A 17,027-nucleotide genomic window follows, 5' to 3' on the forward strand; every position below is an offset into this window, starting at 1 on the left:
CATACACATAGCAATAGCACCAATAGTATGAGTGATCGGCTCAGTGCCCTCCCTTGCTGCCGTGCTCGAGGAGACATAGCACCACATGCCCTTCTTCTCCACCGTTGCCAAAGTGCGCCGCGATGACACTGGCGCCCTGACGGACATCCCCGTTCTGATTTCTGAAGAAGGCCCCCTAACCCCCCTGATTCACTATTTACTGTGGCGAAGCCATGACCGTTCGCTGTCATGGATGAGGAAGGTGACCTTGGCCGTACAGCGCTTTCTGCTCTACATGGAAGCTAACAGCCAGTCACTAGGCAGCCCAGAAGCAATTCTGAACAGTTTCATCCAGCGACTCTACAGTGGCACTATTGGCCCGGATGGCTTAGATCCTAGCGGGCTATATTGGAGGCCAATGGGAGCCAAGACTGCTGCCCCCCTCCTTGCATGCCTAAGTGACTTCTCGGATTGGCTCTCAGAGCGCCATGGCACCAATATCAATCCATTACGGCAAGCCAGTCGTTTTGATGAAATGCTGACACTGACTGCTATGCAACACCGTCATAGCCGTGCCTTTCTTGGGCACACATACAGCGCCAAACAAGCAGCCAGCCTGGCCCAAAAATCACGAAGCACCAGAGCAAAAAAGGCCCCTCATGTCGCAGATGAAGGTGAGACAAAGGAGTTTCCGGAGAAGTATTTCTCCGATTTGTTGCTGCAGGGTTTCATCAAGCGTGGATTTGAAAATCATGCAGATCCTCTCGCGCGCCTAAATCTGCGCGACTGCCTCATTACACTTTTGGTACATGGGGCGGGGTTCCGACTATCCGAGTGCTTCCACCTATGGGTACATGATGTCACTCCGGATCCGTTGGACCCTTCGATGGCATTGGTACACATCCACCACCCGGCTGAAGGCGCGGCACCAAGTGACTGGTTTAACGAAAGAGGCAAGCCGGTCAAAGGAAACCGTAGCGCATACCTGGTTTCTCGCTATGGACTTCGTCCACGTCATCAAGTGGCAGGGTTGAAACATGCAGGCTGGAAGGACCCCGCACTTGATGAAGACTATTACATGCGGGCTTATTGGTTTTACCCTGTTTTCGGCCGTATTTTCTTGCAGCTCTGGAACCGTTATCTAATCCAGCTAGCCGGAGTTAAGCGGCAGCATCCCTTTGCCTTTGTCGTTTTCAAGGGCGCAACAGCTGGAGAAATGTACAGCATAACTGCCTACTGCCAAGCGCACCGTCAGGCAGTGCAACGCATTGGCCTAGAGGCAGCCAAAACTCTAGGCACCACGCCGCACGGCCATCGACATGCATATGGTCAACGCCTCAGAAGGAACGGCATTGAGCCTTGTTTTCGGCAGAAAGCCCTTCATCACAAGGCGCCAGAGTCTCAGGCCATTTACACCGCCCCCAGCAGCGATGAAGTCAACGCGATTCTCAATCAAGCTGCCAAATCTCTTGAGCAATTAGGCTCGCCAAGCCCAAGCAACAACATTGACCTTGAAAGACTGCTCACCTTCGGTTTCGAAGATGTAGACCCATCCGGACTGTTCTCTGGCCCCAACCCGAAGTTGCAAAGAAAATAATGACAACCACAAAAAAAATCCAACGGAATGCAGACGTGCAGTTCTCGTGGATGACTCGCGAGCTTGGGCCTCAGTATTTGATTTGGCAGGAATACGCTACCACATGGCTCACAACGCAGACCGGAGGGCTACCGACCCGAATCCAGGCGGTGCAGTGTTTTGTTGAAACTTATCTGCACAAACAGAAGCTTCCATTCGAACCAGAAAAAATTCTGCACAGAAACAGCATCTTGCCTAGTTTTTTTGACGTGGCGTGCCCCCAAAGTGCAGCCGGCGTCGCATACAACAATATCGCCGCGCAGTTCTTGGACTGGGTGCTGGAAGCACATTTCAGTGAAAGCGATGACCATGGTCGTCCTGTTGTTTCTCCTGACTTTTACAACCCCATTACCCCTCGTTCCAGAAAAGGGATGGGACGCAGGACAGAGTCCGTGCATTCGCCACTTCCTTACCGGTTCATCCGGGAGTTGCGGGACATACTAGCCCCTGGAGCACACTTTCAAGATTGGACTTGGGCTCAATCTGCGCTGGGTAGTGACGTCGTCAAATCAATGAGGCTATCCTACGGCGGAGATTGGTTTCCCGTTAAAGAAAGTCTCATCGATGCCAGCGATCCGGATTGCGTATGGCGCCGGCGACCGCATAAAGATGGCTATGAAATACTCGAGATGTGGAGTCCGGTCCGCTCACTGGCCTTGCTGGTAAAACTGATGCTACCACTTCGCACCTTCCAAGTTCGGATGCTGGACTCTGGTGAGGCTGATACTTGGCGCTACACTCAGCAGGGCTGGGTGAAGAATGACAGCACATTGGCCACCGGCAATGAAAAGAAGCCATTCAGACGAGGCGTCTTTCGTCGCGTGCTAGACCTTGAAAAGGGTGAAGAGAAAACTTCGCTCTTCATTAACACCAACAAAACCGCGGACATCGACAAGGCCGGAGATGCGTTAGGGTATACCATCCCGTGGCAGTACAATGAGCTTCTATATTGGCTAGAAAAGTTACGGAACTGGCAAGCAAAATACAATCCGATCACCAAGCCGACAGCTTGGTCAGAACTTGGCGTCAAGCAGTTAAAGCACATCAAATCCGATCAGCAACTGGCTGCAATGCCAGACACCTGCTTTCTATTCCGAGATCCCACTGCTCGTAAAGTCAAAGAAAAAGCACAGCCGATCGGGGATGGCAGTCTTGCAAACCTCTGGCATAGGCTGCTGTTGCAGCTAGAAGAACGATGCAAAACCAAAAGTGAACTCAGCAAAGGTATGACGTTAAAATTTGTCGTACCAGATACCGAGGCTGCAACATACTATCCCTTGCACAGTTTGCGCGTCTCATTGCTGACCTGCCTTGCTTTGGATGCTGAAGTTCCGTTGGTGGTGCTGTCAAAGCTGGTAGCAGGTCACTCACGCCTCGTCATGACACTCTACTACACCAAAATCGGTGTTACTCATATGACCCATGTACTTGACGCCGCAACCCGGAGGCTCAATGAAACCGATGGGGAGGGGCTTCAACGTTTTTTACAGGAAGCCGAGTACGAATCGCTGTTGAAAAACATAGTGGCCAACTCCGCCGAAGGTGCGCGAGCCACCATTCCAATCCGCGCGGAAGAACGCCAGCCCGCGGGCTGGATGTCAATGCATCACGGTCTCTGCTTGGTTGGCGGCAACACCTCTCCCGTTGAGGGCAACACTCGCGTTGGCGGCTGCTTTAATGGGGGTGAGCGTCTGCGAGAAAATAAACATGATCCGTCCATGAACACAAACGCCCCGGTTCCGGGTGGCGTAAGAAATTGTGTCCGGTGTCGCTGGTTTATTACGGAGCCTCACTACCTGGACGCATTGCGTGCACATTTCAACACGACCAGCTATCACGTCTCTGAAGCCGCCAAGTTGGCACGCTCTTATGAAGAAACACTTGAAGCATTAAAAAAACGCCGGTACGAGGCCGAGCAACAGCAGCTTCACTTTGCAGAAGAGTCCACGTATTTGAAATACGAACGCTTGTGGGAGGCAGAGTTGGCCCGTGCCGATCAGTTGGCCAATGATCTCATTGCCACCTATCGACTGATAAAGCGCTGTTTCGACTTGATAGAGGAGCGTGAAGGTAGCGAAGATAAGCAGTTGCTGGTTGCTGTTGGCAACATGCAAGACCTGAGCTTGGCTCTGGAAGACACTCCATCAGAACTTCTGCAGCTTTCAGGTGTTTGCCAGGACGCTGAACTTTACCCAGACGAACTCCCTGGTAAAGCAATTATTCGTTTAAGCCAGTTCCTAGACTCCGCCCTTTATCGTGAAGGTATTGAGCCCGTCTTCATGGCACTGCATGAAAGCGAACAACTTCGGCTTGCCAACCGCTTATTAAAGCACTTGGCCGGTGTTGCTCAGCCGCAAGATCCGTTTGTGGGCATGCGCAAGGTCATTGGTGTAATCGAATCTGGCCGTCGACTTGCGGACATCGGCGTAGAAACGGATTTGGTTGACCTGCTGGAAGCTGAGTTGGTACGTCCGGTTGCGCGATTGGCTGATCTGACTCTCCCCAAAAAAACGCTTAGCAAGGTACCCCTACTCTCATGACACTGCATCCTGATGAGGTTTTAGTGATGCTCAAAGAGCAATCGCCAAACCCGGTGCGTCATCGCAACCTTGATGTCATTCATCGCATCTGTGCCGAGCTACATGCAAAGAACAGCCAAGATTTTTCTATTACGACGATCGGCAGGCTCAGCCAAGAGCGCGGCGGGATGTCGAAGCAAGCCCTTTACAATCAGACTTCTAGCTACCTGCGGGATCTGATCAAAGCTTGGGCAGGGCTCGCCGGTAACCCTCTCAAAAAACCAGCCAAGCCATCGAAACCGCTGGCTGAAAGCGAATGGCTGAAGAAGATTGAGGATCCTGCCATACGAGCGTTGATAGGCAACATCATTGCAGAACGCAATTTGCTCAGGAGTCAGGTTGCCATCCAGCGTAAAAACACAGACATAATCATCGACTGTCGCCCCCTGCCTGGAGAGATGAGCCGTCTAGACAACGGAGATATCCTTCAGGTAGTAGCTGCATTAGACACACTAACCCCAACGGAAAAATTCGCCCTAAAGAAAGCAATTTCACCAAGCTTTTTGGCCGATGAGGGGTGGTACGAAGGCAGCGCAGGAGAGATTCGGAATTCGAAAGGACGTGTTTTGTTGGATTTTGGCTTTGCCAATGGCATCCGCAAAATTCTCAATGAGTGAGAGTGCCAGATTGCCTCCAAGGTCGGGGCAGTCCAGGCTATGTGTGTGCCTGAACATTGAAGCAGGGACGGACGCCCTTGTCCGTCCCTGCTACTGAAGTGAATCGAAAACCTTGATGGCGGTGATCACCGCCGACATTCCTTGTGACTGAAACTCAAACTTCACTTTCTTCCCGACGGCAAGCCCTTGGCCAACTCCGGCTTGCCCAGTTTGAACGTCATGGTCATCGCGGGCTATTTCAGTTCTTGCACCGGCCCATGTGTTAACGGCTGAGTAGCACCGCTAATGCCTCATCCAATGCTGTGACCGATTCGACTATTGTGCGCACAGTGGTGCGGTCGAACTCATGGTCTCGTTGGGAGTCGTGCACACCACTGTTGAGATAGCCCCATTCGATGCTTCCAGCGCCGATACCGAGGAGACGTGTCAATCCGGCGACGACATCTGGTGCGCCGGTGTGCTGTGCAGCGACGCGATCAACGGCTGACCGTAACTTAGTACATTTGTTATTGAGCTCCCATGGTGAGCGCGGTCCGCTTAGCTTGAGCTCGAGGCGTCCATCCGTACGCCGGCCCAGCCAGGTCCAGAGGCGGTCCGTCAGGCTCTCCAGTGCGGGCCGCGCTTGGCGCAACGCCTCGCGCTTCTCATCGGCTGCCAATGCCTGCTGGGCCAGCAGAACGTAGTTCTTAGTCGGCGGGTCGCTATCGACGCGGAGCTCGTGTTCGCCTTGATGCGGTAGAAACTTGTAGCGCTTGATGACCGCGGCACGCCGCGTGCCCAGCTCCTGCTGGATGCGATGCAAGAACTCTTCAGCGTGCGAAGTTAGGATGATTTGCTTGCCGTCCAGCAGACCATCCTCGAAGAACGTACGCCAAATCCCATCGCGGTGGTCATCGTCGATCGCGTTGACAACATCATCGAAGATGACTACGGGGCAGCCCTGCGCGATGTTTTTGGCCAGCAGTATCGCCAGGCCCAAGCATTTGATGTGTCCTTCGCTGAATACAATCAGTGCGTCATAGCGAACGCCCGGTTCGCCAACGAACTCCACCTCGATCTTGCCGTTCTCTGCCACGGGCAACCACAGCGCGTGCAGCAGGTCGCCGGGTGGATCATCGCGATTGAACGCGTTGTATAGATGGCGGGCCTGCTCTCCCAGGCCCTGGAGCAATACGCCCGGCAGTGCGGCCAGGTAGGCCTGGATCTCGGGCAGGAAACCGTCGTAGGCGGCCTTGATCCGCTGATGGTGCGCGACTAGCGGCACCTCTGCCGCGACAGCCTGGATCAATTCGCGGTTCGCCTCGTCGAACTGAACCACGGTTTGGTGGGCGGCGGCCAATTCCTGGTCCGCCGTCATGCGCATGGTCCGAAGTTGTTCGACCTCCAGCTGATGCTGGTTCAACCTGTCCCGCTCTTGGGCCAGCGCTCCGCGCTGGGCAAGCACTTCACGAGCCTGCGCGTCGAACCGCTCAATGATTTCGGCGACCTGCAGCAGAGCATTCCAGGCATGTCGCTCACCATCCACCCACGCACCAAGCCAGTTGCCCGCAGCGGTGGGAGGCAGCAGAGGCAGGCCTGCTGCCTGTAGTTCAGCAGGACACGCGTTCGCAGCGGCCGCCTCGACGCGACGCATCTCATCCCAGAGCGCCCGCACGGCCTCACTCAACTGTGTCCGAAGGTCGGCCTCTTGTTGCTGAAGGGCGGCCAATTGCGCAAGCTGCGCCAAACCCACGCGTGCCTTGGCGAAAGGATCCTGAGCCACAGCAGCCAGTCCTGTCCCGCATGCGGGACAGGCGGTCGCCCCGTCGGCGAGGGCCAGCACCGCCTCGTAGAGCTTGGCGTATGACACCTCGCCAGCACGGGCCGCGAGCTGACCGGACGCCCCCTGCCAAAGTCTCTGGACGCGGTAGGCTTCTGCCAGAAGTGCCTGCAGCTGCGCTCGGGTCACCTCGTGTACGGCAGGTGGGACGGCATCCAGCTGTCCTTGGACAAACGGCAGCCGCCCTTGCTGCTGCGGCGTGCCGAGCAGCCATTCCACGCAAGCCTGGTACGCCACGCCGGGGAACATGCGCTGCGCCAAGGCATGCTCCAAGCCCTCGACTGCTGAGATTTTTTGCGGATAGGCCGCAATCGTTTGCTCGGAGTTCGATAGTTGCAGGCGGCGCTGTACCAGCTGAGTCGCCTGGATCCCAACGAGCATCAGGTCCTGATCGAGCGAGGGATTGAAGCTGCGGACAAATTCGCTGAACTGATCCACGCCGAACAAGGTTGCGATGAGCTGCCTCTGATCGCCTGGGGTCCGCGCGGCGATGCGGGCGAAGTCGTCTAGGCGGTTCTTTTCTATGAAGCAGAAGCGGTACTCGGTCTCGTCGGGCAGCACTGTCTGAGCCTCGTCAGCCCCTCTGGCGGAGAGAACCGGCGCGACATGGCGACGCAGGCGGGCATTGTTGCAGTAAATACGCTGATCAACCCGCTTGACTTGCGCCTCGCTGATGGAGCCAAGCATCGCAACTTCCAATGCCTCACAGAAGCTGCTCTTGCCAGTGCCGTTGGCGCCATAAACAAGGGTGATGTCATGACTGAGGTCGAACGTCTCCTGCCGCATAAACCCGCGAAACGGCCCCACCTCTAGCTGCTGCAGGCGCCCAAGTACCGGCCCAGCTTCGGGCACGTGAGCCTCCCCGTCGTACACGGCAGGCATCTGCGCCAGTTGCGCAACAGCCAGCGGCGCCAGGCGAGTGGACCGCCCACGGCGCGCGGCTCCAACCTCGGCAAGTGGCTGCAGGTGGTTTAGCACAAGGTGCGCGAGTCGGCGCACGTCGTCGTGCACTTCTTGCTGCGTCAGGTACGTTAGAAAGCGTTGATACTCCGAATGAATGCTTGCCATGCAATCCCCTCTACTCAGTAAAGACGCTTTCAGCCGCGTCTGTGGTGATGTTTATCTGCCCCCGCGCAGTTGCGTGGGCAATTTTACTTTCACTTGTCATTATGACTTATGAAATTTTTTTGCGAAATAATCGATCATTTGTGCCGCCTGGGTTCCTTGGCGGAAACGCTTTTGTTCCTCGAAATCGATCGATGGCAACATATGGATAAGCTGATGATCTGCATACAGCGCCATAACCTTCTAGGCATCCAACGTCCCGGCTCGTTGTCCCGAGAGCGTGCTCACCGCCTCAATGGCCGCCCCGATCATCACATCGGCAAGTTGCACTGCGGGACTGGCCTTGGAATCGACCTGTGTCACCGACTGGAGCTTGAGCGGGAAGGTGATGCCGGCGATCTCTGACTGACAAAACGTGATCGCGTCCTCATGGCTGATGTAGCGCTGCAGCAAGTCGTGATAGATGAGTAGGTTCTTGGACTGATCGTGTTCGATTCGATAGGGGCCGTCGGCAATGACCTCCATTCGGCTGATCAGGGACTGCAGCACCACGAAGGCGGCATCTGTGCTAACACCCGGGGCGGCGATCGCTTGCAGGCATTCCGGCGCCGCAAACCTTGCCAACGGGCCCAACGCTTCCGGCAGTTCCCGCCAGCGCGAGGCGCGCGCGGCCGCGACCAGATCGGCTAGCGCCGACGGGCTTTTTTCCTTCACTGCACGCTGGAAACTTGCAAGCAGCCGGTCAAGTGCTCCGTTCCCTAGGAGGGTCGGCCCTACCAAGTACAGTAACGATGCAAGCGAGTAGTTCTGTCCGTCCTCGTAGAAGTCGACCCCGCGCTCGTAGTAGAACGGCTCGACCGCATAGTCTAAGAACATCAGCAGCAGCAGGAAGCGCTTGTCGCAGACGTAGGTCACGCATTTGTGGTGGGTTAGCACGTTGCGCTGCAGTGCCATCAGGCGGGGGTGGTTGGCTGGGCGACGCGCCAATGCCCGGTACTTGAGTTCGTCAGCCTGCAGCTTGGGAAAGTGCTCCCGGATCAGGCGCCTGGCCTCGTCATTGTCGATGGCAATGGCCGTCGCCCCCTGAAACTGCTGCTCGGGGTTCAGCAGGTCAAAGCCGGTGAAGCCGCTTTCATCGATCCGGAAACACTCCATTTGCAATACCCTGCATACGGCCAGAAGCCTTCGTTTAATGATGTAGCCGTTCACTGGCTCGAGATGCTGACTGTTGTGTGGCAGTACGTATTGTATTGGCTGATAGCCGTCATGCCTATGTGCTAAAATAACTGTGATCGGCCAAGCAGTCTCCCCTTGCTTTCTCAGGGCGAGTGATCTCTTCAGGCTGATTGCGCCCCATGCCCGACGAAGGGCGATTCAAAGAGCCGTGAGCATCAGATCTTCGTGAGCTGATTGGCACACTACTAGGCAGCATGGCAGTGACATGAGGAGTGGCAATGTTCGGAAGCATCGACAAGAGCAAGGGGATTCTGTTTGTCACCTATGACCTAAGTGAAACGCTTCGGAATGGCGTGACTGGTCTGCGGCGCGAGGTTGATGCGCTGGAGGCCGATAGGCTCTTGAACACAGCCCCCGAGGATCTGAAGCGCTATCTGGCGGAAAAGTACTGTGTCACGCCAATTAAACTTCTGCGAGATCAGTGGTATGCAGATCACAAAGAGATTCAGGTAGATGTTCGGCATGACCCTATGCGCTGGATTCGAGATACGAGCCGCCCCGTCTTGGTATCCGGCGAACGGATAGAAGTGCGAGTGCCGTTTGAAGGCGACCCTGATCTGTTTTACGCTCATGCAAATACTTGGACATCGAATCCTCCGCGCGGAGTCGTTGAGGGTAACGAGTTGGTGCTTCGCTACGACTCTCCCTCCGATCAGCCTCGAGAAGTGCGCCCACTTTTGGATCAACAGTTGACCGAGATCGAGCAGCACATCGGGTGGCAACGTTCAATGATCGACACGCACAACTCCAGCTTGGTGAGTCTCGCAGAGCAGGCAATTCAGGAGCGACGCACCAGGTTACTCGCTCAATCACAGCGAGTTGAATCTCTCGGTATTCCAGTACGACGGCGTAACGACGCTCCCCAAACTTATGCCGTGCCAACCACGAGAAGGGCCGTAACACCAACGCTCCCACCAGCTACAACGGCGCAATTCAAACCGGAGCCCGTGTGGGCAGTCGAGCAGTACGAGCATGCCCTCAAAGTTATGCAAGACATGGCGCTGGTGATGGAGCGTAGCCCAGATGCCTTCAGGTCCATGAACGAGGAGGCACTACGCCAGCACTTCCTCGTACAGCTAAATGGGCAGTTCGAGGGAAAGGCAAGCGGCGAGACTTTCAATATGTCTGGCAAGACCGACATACTGCTGCGCGAGGGCGACCGCAACGTATTCATTGCGGAGTGCAAGTTTTGGAAAGGACCGAAAGCCTACGGTGAGGCCATTGAACAGCTGCTGAATTACGCGACGTGGCGGGACAGCAAGGTGGCGATCCTTGTGTTCAACCGCGGCACGGACACTTCCACGGTGCTAGATGGCATCGACATGGCGACGCAAGCTCACAAAAATTTCAAGCGTGCTGTGAGGTGGCCCCACGAGAGCGGCTTCCGTTACATTTTCCACAGCAACGAAGATATCAACCGCGAGATGACGGTCACAGTTCTAGTGTTCCATGTACCCAAATAATCACACAGGTCCACGGCACTCCCTACATACCGATCAATTGGCCACCAAAAGTACAAGGGGTCAGAAAGGGTCTGCCTCAACCAGCACCACTGGTGCCGATGCACCGGAATTTTCACCAGCTGCCTGTTTGTGGAGGCTGGTCGTCGGCCCAAGCGGCCGAAGGTGATTCGTCTTACCTTTGACAGCTTATTGTCAGTAAACAACCTTAACTCGCTGCCTACTTAGGTCAACACAGGCCAGTCCAGGCTACGTGTGTGCCTGAACATAGAAACAGGGACGGACGCCCTCGTCCGTCCCTACCACTGAAGTTAATCGATCACCTTGATGGCGGTGATCACCGCCGTCATCCCTTGCGACCGAAACTCGAACTGCACTTTCTTCCCGACGGCCAGCCCCTTGGCCAGTTCCGGCTTGGCCAACTTGAACGTCATGGTCATCGCGGGCCATTTCAGTTCCTGCACCGGCCCATGCGCCAGCGTGATGGTACCGGCCCTGGCATCCAGCGCCTTGATGACGCCCTCCGCATGGGCCAGCTGAGCGGACGATTTCGCTGTACTCGCCATCCCCATATCAGTGGCTTGGGCCGGAAGCATCGCAGTGAGGCCGAAGGCGGTGGCGAACAGAATCGAGAGCAACTTGGTCATTTTATTTCTCCTGAATGGATTGGGTAACGAGGGTTGTATCAGGCAATGCCTGAGACGCTTGCTTCTTGGTGCGCATCAGCCGATACGCCGCCGGGATCACGAACATCGACAGCAGCGGCGCGGTGATCATGCCGCCGACCATCGGTGCGGCGATGCGGCTCATCACTTCGGAGCCGGTGCCACTGCCAAACAGGATCGGCAACAGGCCGGCCAGGATCACCGCTACCGTCATCGCCTTGGGTCGTACGCGCAATACGGCGCCTTGGCGAATCGCCTGATCGAGCATGTGCGCGTCCAGCTTGAGTCCGTGTTCCTGCCGTTCCGCCGCCGCCTGCTTCAGGTACAGCAGCATCACCACGCCGAACTCGGCCGACACCCCGGCCAGTGCGATGAAGCCGACGCCGGTGGCCACCGACAGGTGGTAGCCCGCCAGGTACAGGAACCACACCCCGCCCACCAACGCGAACGGCAGCGTCGCCATGATCAGTGCCGCCTCGTCCAGCCGGCGGAAGGTCAGGTACAGCAGCACGAAGATGATCACCAGCGTGGCCGGCACCACCAGTTTCAGCCGGGCGTTGGCACGTTCCATGTATTCGAACTGCCCTGAATAGGCGAGGCTGATGCCTGGCGCCAGCTTCACCTGCTGCGCGACGCTGGTACGCAAATCGGCTACCACCGAGGCCAGGTCGCGGCCGCGCACGTCGACGTACACCCAGCCCGACGGCCGGGCATTTTCGCTTTTCAGCATCGGCGGGCCGTCGCTGATGCGGATGGTGGCGACAGTGCCCAGCGTGAGCTGCTGCCCCATGTCGGTCAGCAGCGGCAGGTTGCGCAGCCCCTCCAGCGAGTCACGGATCTCGCGCGGGTAGCGCACATTGATCGGGTAACGGGCACGCCCCTCGATGACTTCACCTATGTTTTCGCCGCCGATGGACGACGACACCACGGCCTGCACCTCGGCGATGTTGAGGCCGTAGCGCGCGGCGGCGGCACGATCGATATCGACGTCGATATAGCGCCCACCGGTCAGCCGTTCCGCCAGCGCGGAGCTGACTCCCGGCACGCCCTTGGCCACCCGTTCCACCTGCTGCGCCACCTTGTCGATGGCCGCCAGATCGGTGCCCGACACCTTGACCCCGATCGGGCTCTTGATACCGGTCGCCAGCATGTCGATGCGGTTGCGGATCGGCGGTACCCAGATATTGGACAGCCCCGGCACCCTGACCACACGATCGAGCTCGTCGACCAGCTTGTCCGGCGTCATGCCCGGCCGCCACTGTTCACGCGGCTTGAACTGGATGGTGGTCTCGAACATCTCCATCGGCGCCGGATCGGTCGCCGTTTCGGCGCGGCCAACCTTACCGAACACGCTCGCCACTTCGGGCACGGTCTTGATCAGGCGGTCGGTCTGCTGCAGCAGTTCGGCCGCCTTGGCCGCCGACAGGCCGGGTAGCGCGGACGGCATGTACAGCAGGTCGCCCTCGTCGAGTGGCGGTATGAATTCACCGCCCAGCCGGGTCACCGGCCACAGCGTGGTCAGCAACAGCAGGCCGGCGACGAGCAATGTCGTCTTTGGCCGGCGCAGCACCACGTCGAGCAAGGGGCGATAGCCTCGAATCAGCCAGCGGTTGAGCGGGTTGTGGTGTTCGTCCGGAATGCGGCCACGGATCCAGTAGCCCATCAGTACCGGGATCAGTGTCACCGACAGTCCGGCGGCAGCGGCCATGGCATAGGTCTTGGTGAACGCCAGCGGCCCGAACAGCCGACCCTCCTGTGCCTGCAGCGTGAACACCGGGATGAACGACAGCGTGATGATCAGCAGGGAGAAGAACAGCGCCGGCCCGACCTCGGCCGCCGCCTCGGTCATCACCCGCCAGTGCGCTTCGCCGTGCAGTGTTTCGCCTGGATGCTGGTGGCGCCAGGTTTCGAGGTGCTTGTGCGCGTTTTCGATCATCACCACCGCCGCGTCGACCATGGCGCCGATGGCAATGGCGATGCCGCCCAGCGACATGATGTTGGCGTTGACGCCTTGCTCCCGCATCACGATGAAGGCGATCAGGATGCCGAGCGGCAGCGACACGATCGCCACCAGCGCCGAGCGCAGATGCCACAGGAACAGCGCACATACCACCGCCACCACGATGAATTCCTCAATCAGCTTGTCCTTGAGGTTGTCCACGGCCCGGTCGATCAACTGGCTGCGGTCGTAGGTCGGCACGATCTCGACACCGGGCGGCAGGCTGGACTTGAGTTCGGCCAGCTTGGCCTTGACCGCCGCGATGGTCTCGTGCGCGTTCTTGCCGGAGCGCAGGATCACCACGCCGCCGACGGTTTCGCCCTGGCCGTTGAGCTCACTGATGCCACGCCGCATCTCCGGGCCGAGCTGGAGCGTAGCGACGTCACCTAGCCGTACCGGCACGCCGGCTTGGCTGGTGGTAAGCGGAATGGCGCGGAAGTCATCCAGCGATTTGAGATAGCCGGAGGCACGCACCATGTACTCGGTTTCGGCCAGCTCCAGCACCGAGCCACCGGTTTCCTGGTTGGCCTGCTGGATCGCCGCAACCACCTTGCTCTGCGGGATGCGGTAAGCCGCCAGCTTCAGCGGGTCGAGTACCACCTGGTACTGCTTGACCATACCGCCAACGGTGGCCACCTCGGACACACCCGGCAGGCTCTTCAGCTCGAACTTGAGGAACCAGTCCTGCAGGCTGCGCAGCTGGGCGAGGTCGTGCTGCCCGCTCTTGTCCACCAGCGCGTACTCGTAGACCCAGCCGACACCGGTCGCATCCGGGCCTAACGATGCCTTCGCGGCAGCGGGTAGTCGGCCCTGTACCTGGTTCAGGTACTCCAGCACGCGTGAGCGTGCCCAATACAGATCGGTACCGTCCTCGAACAGCACGTAGACGAAGGAATCGCCAAAGAACGAGTAAGCCCGTACTGTCTTGGCGCCCGGCACCGACAGCATGGTAGTCGCCAGCGGATAGGTGACCTGGTTCTCGACGATCTGCGGCGCCTGGCCTGAGTAGCTGGTGCGAATGATCACCTGTACGTCGGACAGGTCAGGCAGCGCGTCAAGCGGCGTAGCCCTGACTGCCCACACCCCCCAGACCGCCACGAACAAGGTGGCGAGCAACACCAGGAAGCGGTTGGCTACCGACCAGCGAATGAGTTTTTCGATCATGGGGTGCCTCCGCTCTTGCCGAGTTGCTGCACCACGAAGTCGCTGCCTTGCTGGCTGAAGCCGAACGAGACGTTGTCACCGGGTTTCAAACCCGCGGCCAGTTCTGGCTTGGCGAGCTTGAAGGTCATGGTCATTGCCCCCCAGCCGAGCGAGGCGACCGGACCGTGCGACAGGGTGATCTCGCCCGGCTTGATGGCCTCGACCTTGCCGCTGGCCTGGTTCAGGGCTGCGGTCTTGTTATTGGACGGCGTCGAGGATGGTGCCGGAACGGCCGAGCCCTCCGCCATGCGCGCCAGCACGCCCTTCAGGCTGGCTTCCGAGTCGATCAGGAACTGGCCGGAAGCCACCACCTTTTGCCCCGCCGCCAGCCCGTTGAGTACTACGCTTTTGCCGCCGGCTTCCTGGCCAAGTTGCACCTCGACCGGTTGGAAGCGTCCGCCGTCGCCAGCGAGTAGCACGACGCTACGGGTACCGGTGCGAATAATGGCTTCGGAAGGCACCATGATTACCGGTTTGTCCGTCCCCGCCTCGAGACGAACCTGGGCGAACATGCCCGGCTTGAGTCGGCCATCGCGGTTGGGCAACTCGATGCGGACCCGCAGGGTCCGGCTATCGGCGCTGGTTTGCGGCAGCACCGCGATGACCTTGCCCTTGAACGTCTTACCGGGATAGGCCGTCAACTGCGCCACCAACGACTGGCCGGTGCGGACACGACTAGCCTGCGCTTCGGGGACGGCCGCTTCCAACCATACGCTGCCCAGCCCGTTGACCCTGGCCAGCGTCATGCCCATGCTGACGGTCATGCCGCTGCGTACGTCCAACTCTTGGATGACGCCGCCGATCGGGGTAGAAATGGTGACAATGGGGTGAAGTGTGCCGGTTTGCTCGACGCGGCGAATCAGCGACTCCGGCATTCCGGTGAGGCGCAGGCGCTCCCGGGCGGCATTGGCAAGTGCCTTGTCGCCGGTGTTGCGCATGGCCAAATATTCCTGCTGGGCGCCAGCCCACTCCGGCACCAGCAGGTCGGCGATGGGGGTGCCGGCTGAAACCACATCGCCCGGGGCTCGGGCATACACTCTTTGCACGAAACCGGGACTACGAGCCTGGACGACGGCGACTTCCCGCTCGTTGAACCCGACGGTCGCCACCGCGTCGACCGTTTCCGTCAGGGTTTTGGATTCGACCGTGGCGAGCCGGATACCCAGGTTCTGCACCACGCCGGGATCGATCTTGACCCCGGCCGCCTCGCCCCCTTCGTCGGCGTACTTGGGTATCAGTTGCATGTCCATGAACGGCGACTTGCCCGGCTTGTCGAAGTGCTGGTTCGGCATCATCGGGTCGTACCAGTACAACACTTTGCCGCCTGTGGCGTCGGCCGCCGTGGCAGCAGGGCTTGCCGTGTGCTCGGTCTGACCTTGGCGGGACAGCCAGTAGCCCCCGCCGCCGCTTGCCAGTGCCACAGCCACCACCAGGGCGACGAGTTTGCATTGCTGCTTGTTCATGGTGCGTTCTCCCCATAGGCAAAGTAGAGTCGGGCGGCGCTACTGGCGCGCTGGTAGTCCAGCTCGATGAGCTTGAAGCGCTGTTCGATCAACTCGCGCCGCGCCGCCAGTACCACCGTCAAATCGGCCTTGCCCGCCTGGTAGCTGGCGGTAACCAGATCGACCTTTTGCTGGGCCAGTGGCAGCCACTCTTGACGGGCCCGATCCAGCTGGCGACCGAGTGCGACGTAATCCGCCACGTTGCTGTCCAGTTCGTTGGCATGATCGCGTAGCAGCGCTTCGCGCTCTGCCTCGATCCTGGTCAATTCCTGCTGCCTGGCCGCAATGTTCGGGTCTTGGCGTGTCCTGGTGAACAGCGGCAGGTCAAAGGTGAACTGCAGCGACACCATGTCGCCAAACTGGGCACCCCGTTTCTGGTAGGCCAACTCCACGCCCCAGTCCGGTTTTTTCATTGCGACCGCTTCGCTTACTTCGGCTTCAGCCTTGTGCGCCGCCGCGCCGAATGCCGCGATCTCCGGGTGCTGGGACAGATGCAAGCGCAAGCTGCCGGCATCGAGGCCGAATGTTGGTGGTTCGCCTGCCAGCGGCTCATCGGCCTCAGGGCCGATCAGGCGGCGCAGCTCGGCCTTCGCCTTGGCCAGGTCGCGAGTCAGGTCATCGTGCCGATCGGCCAGTTGGGCGGACTCCTGCTTTGGCATCACCGCGTCGGCGGGCTGGGCACGTCCTGACGCAATCTGCGCCCGAACCGCCGTGGCAAGTAGCCGGCTCTCCCGTCCGAGCGCATCAAACAGCGTCAGCTTGCGCTCCAGGGCGTATCGGTTGAGCCAGGCGAGCGCGACCTCACTGCGCACCTTGAGGCGAGCCATCCGGTTTTGCGCTTCGGCCACCTCGATCTCGGCCGTGGCGGCCTCGACCCGCGCCCGGCGCTTGTCGGCGTTGGGGATTTCCTGCATCACGCCAACCTTCTGCATGGTCATGAAATCCTGAGTCAGCGAGCCGCGCATCGGCCCGGAGACCGGGTAGTTGTCGATCCCGACAAATAGTTTCGGGTCCGGCAAGGCGCCAGCCGGCATGGCGGCGGATTGGGCGGCACCGATTTGTGCGCGTTGGGCGGCAAGTGCCGGGGAAGTGTTTTCGGCTTGGTCGAGTGCCGCGTTAAATGTGAGTGGTGCGGCCTGGGCAAGGCCGACCAGCCCTGCCAGCGACAGCTGCAGGGGGAATCGTATCCAGCAACGGGACATGTTCTAACTCCATGGCGTGACAGGTGCGCGAAAGCGCACGACAGCAATCCGGGCGACGAAAATCG

General features: G+C 58.9%; 10 protein-coding genes. 4 read left to right on the forward strand and 6 right to left on the reverse strand.

Translation table 11 applies throughout. The features are described from left to right. The first annotated feature begins 85 nt into the window (after window positions 1-85). The 3 genes from gmtY to gmtX are packed head-to-tail and all read left to right on the forward strand — an operon-like array spanning window position 86 to window position 4,811. A complete protein-coding gene (gmtY, locus tag PQU96_RS13065; protein WP_272772843.1) occupies window positions 86-1,576 on the forward strand; it encodes a gamma-mobile-trio recombinase GmtY in 1,491 nt (496 codons plus the stop codon). Continuing rightward, window positions 1,576-4,155: a gamma-mobile-trio integrase GmtZ gene (gmtZ, locus tag PQU96_RS13070; RefSeq protein WP_272772844.1), complete on the forward strand. Its 2,580-nt coding sequence runs from the start codon at window positions 1,576-1,578 to the stop codon at window positions 4,153-4,155. Before gmtY ends, gmtZ begins: the two co-directional genes overlap by 1 nt. After that, complete coding sequence (gene gmtX / locus PQU96_RS13075) at window positions 4,152-4,811, forward strand: gamma-mobile-trio protein GmtX (protein WP_272772845.1); 660 nt, start codon at window positions 4,152-4,154, stop codon at window positions 4,809-4,811. Before gmtZ ends, gmtX begins: the two co-directional genes overlap by 4 nt. A 262-nt stretch (window positions 4,812-5,073) precedes the next feature. Here gmtX and PQU96_RS13080 read toward each other — a convergent pair whose 3' ends face one another. Together PQU96_RS13080 and PQU96_RS13085 are read right to left on the reverse strand one after the other, a co-directional pair. Continuing rightward, window positions 5,074-7,698, reverse strand: a complete 2,625-nt coding sequence (locus PQU96_RS13080; RefSeq protein WP_272772846.1) for an AAA family ATPase — start codon at window positions 7,696-7,698, stop codon at window positions 5,074-5,076. 240 nt (window positions 7,699-7,938) lie between these two features. After that, the gene (locus tag PQU96_RS13085; RefSeq protein ID WP_272772847.1) at window positions 7,939-8,904 is read right to left on the reverse strand and encodes a DUF3800 domain-containing protein; all 966 of its coding nucleotides are present in this window, start codon (window positions 8,902-8,904) and stop codon (window positions 7,939-7,941) included. Between the two features lie 245 nt (window positions 8,905-9,149). On the opposite strand from PQU96_RS13085, the gene PQU96_RS13090 reads away from it, so the two are divergent. Then, window positions 9,150-10,394, forward strand: a complete 1,245-nt coding sequence (locus PQU96_RS13090) for a hypothetical protein (protein ID WP_272772848.1) — start codon at window positions 9,150-9,152, stop codon at window positions 10,392-10,394. Window positions 10,395-10,702: 308 nt separating this feature from the next. Here PQU96_RS13090 and PQU96_RS13095 read toward each other — a convergent pair whose 3' ends face one another. From PQU96_RS13095 to PQU96_RS13110, 4 genes are read right to left on the reverse strand one after another with little or no spacing between them, the layout of a single operon-like run. Beyond that, window positions 10,703-11,038, reverse strand: a complete 336-nt coding sequence (locus PQU96_RS13095) for a copper-binding protein (protein ID WP_272772849.1) — start codon at window positions 11,036-11,038, stop codon at window positions 10,703-10,705. 1 nt (window position 11,039) lies between these two features. Beyond that, a complete protein-coding gene (locus PQU96_RS13100) occupies window positions 11,040-14,219 on the reverse strand; it encodes an efflux RND transporter permease subunit (protein ID WP_272772850.1) in 3,180 nt (1,059 codons plus the stop codon). Continuing rightward, window positions 14,216-15,721, reverse strand: coding sequence for an efflux RND transporter periplasmic adaptor subunit (locus tag PQU96_RS13105; protein WP_272772851.1), 1,506 nt, complete (start codon window positions 15,719-15,721; stop codon window positions 14,216-14,218). Before PQU96_RS13105 ends, PQU96_RS13100 begins: the two co-directional genes overlap by 4 nt. Continuing rightward, window positions 15,718-16,962: a TolC family protein gene (locus PQU96_RS13110; RefSeq protein ID WP_272772852.1), complete on the reverse strand. Its 1,245-nt coding sequence runs from the start codon at window positions 16,960-16,962 to the stop codon at window positions 15,718-15,720. The genes PQU96_RS13105 and PQU96_RS13110 overlap by 4 nt, the downstream gene beginning before the upstream one ends. Between the last annotated feature and the right edge of the window lie 65 nt (window positions 16,963-17,027).

Source organism: Vogesella margarita, from assembly GCF_028548475.1.
Taxonomy (GTDB): Bacteria; Pseudomonadota; Gammaproteobacteria; order Burkholderiales; family Chromobacteriaceae; genus Vogesella; species Vogesella margarita.